We start from the raw sequence: 3,584 nt of genomic DNA on the forward strand, positions 1-3,584 counted from the left end.
GGGCTATGAAGGAAGGCCAGAAGGCGATCTTCTTCATGGCCGGCGACGACCGCGCCCGGCTGGAGGCCTCGCCGCAGCTCGAAGGGTTTCGCGCCCGTGGCATCGAGGTGCTGCTCTTGACCGACCCGGTCGACAGTTTCTGGGTGACGATGACGCCGGAATTCGACGGCAAGCCGTTCAAGTCGGTGACGCAGGGCGCGGCCGAGCTTGCCGATATCCCGCTGCCCGACGACGCGGCCAAGCCCGATGCCGAGACATCATCGGATATCGCGGCGTTCCTCGCCTTCGTGAAGACGACGCTCGGCGAGGAGGTGTCAGACGTGAAGGCTTCCGACCGGCTGACTGAAAGCGCCGTCTGCCTGGTCGCGCCCGAGCATGGCCCGGACCGCCAGTTCGAGCGCCTGCTCAACGCCGCCGGCCGGCTCGACAAGGCGGCCAAGCCGATCCTGGAGATCAACCCGCGCCACGAGCGCGTGGCGGCGCTGGCAAAGCTCGGCAACGACGACAGGGCGTTCAAGGAAGACGCCGCGCATCTGCTCTACGACGAAGCGCGCGTGCTCGACGGCGACAAGCCGGCCGACGCGAAGGCCTTCTCGGCGCGTCTTGCGCGGCTGATCGATCGCGGGTTGGCGAAGGGGTAAGCGCCGGCGGCGCGCTTGAATGGCTTGCCAGCGTCCAACGCTAATTGGATGCTGGCAGCTTGCCTGGTTCAGCGGCTTCGTGACAAAGCTGTTCGGCTGAGGCGCCCTTAAAGGGAATTCGCGCATGACAATAGAGGGTTTCTGCGATCCGCGTTTTGCCGGCGTGCGCGATGCGTTCGCCCGGTGTTTCGCCGAAGGCCTCGAGCATGGCGGCGGCGTCTCGGTCGCAGCCGACGGCAGGACCGTCGTCGATCTTTGGGGCGGCCATGCGGATGCCGCGCGCACCCGCTCGTGGCAGCGTGACACGCTGATCAATGTCTGGTCTTGCACCAAGGGAGTCGTCGCACTGGCAATCGCGATGCTGGTGGAGCGCGGCAAGCTGGATTATGCCGCTCCGGTCGCGCGCTATTGGCCGGAATTCGCGGCCGGCGGCAAGGAGCGCATCACGCTCGATCAGGTGATGTCGCACCAGGCCGGGCTGAACGGTCTCGCAGTGCCGATGGACGAGGCGGGCATGCTCGCCTGGACGCCCTATGTCGATGCGCTTGCCGCCATGGTGCCGCTGTGGGAGCCCGGCAGCCGCTGCGTCTATCATGCGCTCAGCTACGGCCACCTCGCCGGCGAGGTGCTGCGGCGCGTCGACGGGCGCAGCGTCGGGCGCTTCATCGCGGAAGAGATCGCCGGCCCGCTTGGGGCCGATTTCCATGTCGGCCTGCCGGAGCCCGAGGATGCCCGGGCAGCCGAAATGATCGAGGGCCCGAAAGCTTCGGAATGGGTCGAGTTCGTGCGCGCCTCGCCCTTTCCCCATGCATGCGGCAACCCGGCTCCCCGCGCCCTGGCGCCCAACGACCGCGCGTGGCGCGCCGCCGAGGTGCCGGGCGGCAACGGCCAGTCCACGGCGCAGGCGCTGGCACGCATCTACGGCATGATGGCGGCGGGCGGCACGTTTGAAGGCAAGAGCCTGATCGGCCGCGCAGCGATCGAAGAGGCCGCGCGGCCGCGCTTTCGCGGCATGGACGACAGCTTCGCGCTGCCGGCCGCCTTCGCGGCCGGCTACCAGATCGAGGATCCTGTCTATGCCGGCCGTGCGTCGCGGCAAAGCTTCGGCCATACCGGCTGGGGCGGCGCCATCGGCTTTGCCGATCCCGGCGCCGGCGTCGGGTTCGGTTATGTCACCAACCGCATGCTGGGGTTCGACGACGTGGACCCGCGCCGCAAGGCCCTGATCGAAGCCGTCTACGACGCGCTCTGAATAAGATCCCTATCCCCTCAGCCCCGGCGCTTCCTGGCCGGTGCGCGCGACATATTCGGTATAACCGCCGCCATAGGTGTGGATGCCGTCGGGCGTCAGCTCCAGAACGCGGTTCGACAGCGCCGCCAGGAAATGGCGGTCGTGCGAGACGAAGAGCATCGTGCCCTCATATTGCGACAGCGCCTCGATCAGCATCTGCTTGGTCGTGATGTCGAGGTGGTTGGTCGGCTCGTCGAGCACCAGGAGGTTGGGCGGGTCGAACAGCATCAGCGCCATCACCAGGCGGGCCTTCTCGCCGCCCGACAGCACGCGGCACTTCTTCTCGATCTCGTCGCCGGAAAAGCCGAAGCAGCCGGCAAGCGCGCGCAGCGGCGCCTGGCCGGCCTGCGGGAAATTATCCTCCAGCGTCTGGAAGACGGTGCGCTCGCCGTCGAGCAGTTCCATGGCGTGCTGGGCGAAATAGCCCATCTTGACGCTCGGACCGCGCGCGACGGAGCCCTCGTCGGGCTCGGAGGCGCCGGCCACAAGCTTGAGCAGCGTCGACTTGCCGGCGCCGTTGACGCCCATCACGCACCAGCGCTCGCGGCGGCGGATCTGGAAGTCGAGGCCCGAATAGATCGAGCGGCTGCCATAGGATTTGTGGATGCCTTTCAGCGTCGCCACGTCCTCGCCGCAGCGCGGCGCCGGCTGGAACTCGAACGCCACGGTCTGGCGGCGCTTGGGCGGCTCGACGCGATCGATCTTGTCGAGCTTCTTCACCCGGCTCTGCACCTGCGCGGCATGCGAGGCGCGCGCCTTGAAGCGCTCGATGAAGGCGATCTCCTTGGCCAGCATCGCCTGCTGGCGCTCGAACTGCGCCTGCAACTGCTTGTCGGCCAGCGCGCGCTGCTCCTGGTAGAATTCGTAGTTGCCGGGATAGGAGGTCAGCGCGCCGGCATCGATCTCGATGATCTTGTTGACGATGCGGTTCATGAACTCGCGGTCGTGCGAGGTCATCAAAAGCGCGCCGTCATAGTCCTTCAGGAATTTTTCGAGCCAGATCAGGCTTTCGAGGTCGAGATGGTTCGATGGCTCGTCCAGCAGCATGACGTCGGGCCGCATCAGGAGAATGCGGGCGAGCGCCACGCGCATCTTCCAGCCGCCGGAAAGTTTTGAAACGTCGCCGTCCATCATCTCCTGGCTGAAGCCGAGCCCGTCCAGCACCTCGCGGGCGCGGCCGTCCAGCGCATAACCGTCGAGCTCCTCGAAGCGGTGCTGCAATTCGCCATAGCGCTCGATGATTGCGTCCATCTCGTCGGCGCGCTCGGGATCGCCCATGGCGTGCTCGAGCTCGCGCATTTCGGCGGCCACCGCGCTCACCGGCCCGGCGCCTTCCATGACCTCGGCTACGGCGCTCATACCGCCCATGTCGCCGACATCCTGGCTGAAATAGCCTATGGTGACGCCGCGATCGACCGAGACCTGGCCCTCGTCCGGCTGTTCCTCACCGATGATCATGCGGAACAAGGTCGTCTTGCCGGCGCCGTTCGGGCCGACCAGCCCGACCTTCTCGCCCTTCTGCAAGGCGGCCGAGGCTTCGATGAAGACGATCTGTCGGCCGTTCTGCTTGCCGATATTTTCGAGACGGATCATGGGGCGGTCCGGGCAACTGCGCTGATATGGCGGGGTTTGCCCCGCGGGGAAGCGGATGA

At 66.8% G+C, this 3,584-nt stretch carries 2 protein-coding genes and 1 pseudogene; 2 read left to right on the top strand and 1 reads right to left on the bottom strand.

The genetic code is table 11. From position 1 onward, the window contains the following. Together EOA28_RS28835 and EOA28_RS28840 are read left to right on the top strand one after the other, a co-directional pair. Positions 1-641: pseudogene (locus EOA28_RS28835) on the top strand (molecular chaperone HtpG); the annotation flags it as partial. Between the two features lie 124 nt (positions 642-765). Next, entirely contained in the window at positions 766-1,893 is a 1,128-nt protein-coding gene (locus tag EOA28_RS28840) for a serine hydrolase domain-containing protein (protein WP_128298302.1), read from the top strand. A 9-nt stretch (positions 1,894-1,902) separates the two neighbouring features. Here the strand turns inward: EOA28_RS28840 and EOA28_RS28845 are convergent, their stop codons facing one another. Further along, the gene (locus tag EOA28_RS28845) at positions 1,903-3,525 is read right to left on the bottom strand and encodes an ABC-F family ATP-binding cassette domain-containing protein (protein ID WP_128315535.1); all 1,623 of its coding nucleotides are present in this window, start codon (positions 3,523-3,525) and stop codon (positions 1,903-1,905) included. Positions 3,526-3,584: the final 59 nt, after the last annotated feature.

Source organism: Mesorhizobium sp. M2A.F.Ca.ET.067.02.1.1 (assembly GCF_004023285.1).
GTDB lineage: Bacteria > Pseudomonadota > Alphaproteobacteria > Rhizobiales > Rhizobiaceae > Mesorhizobium.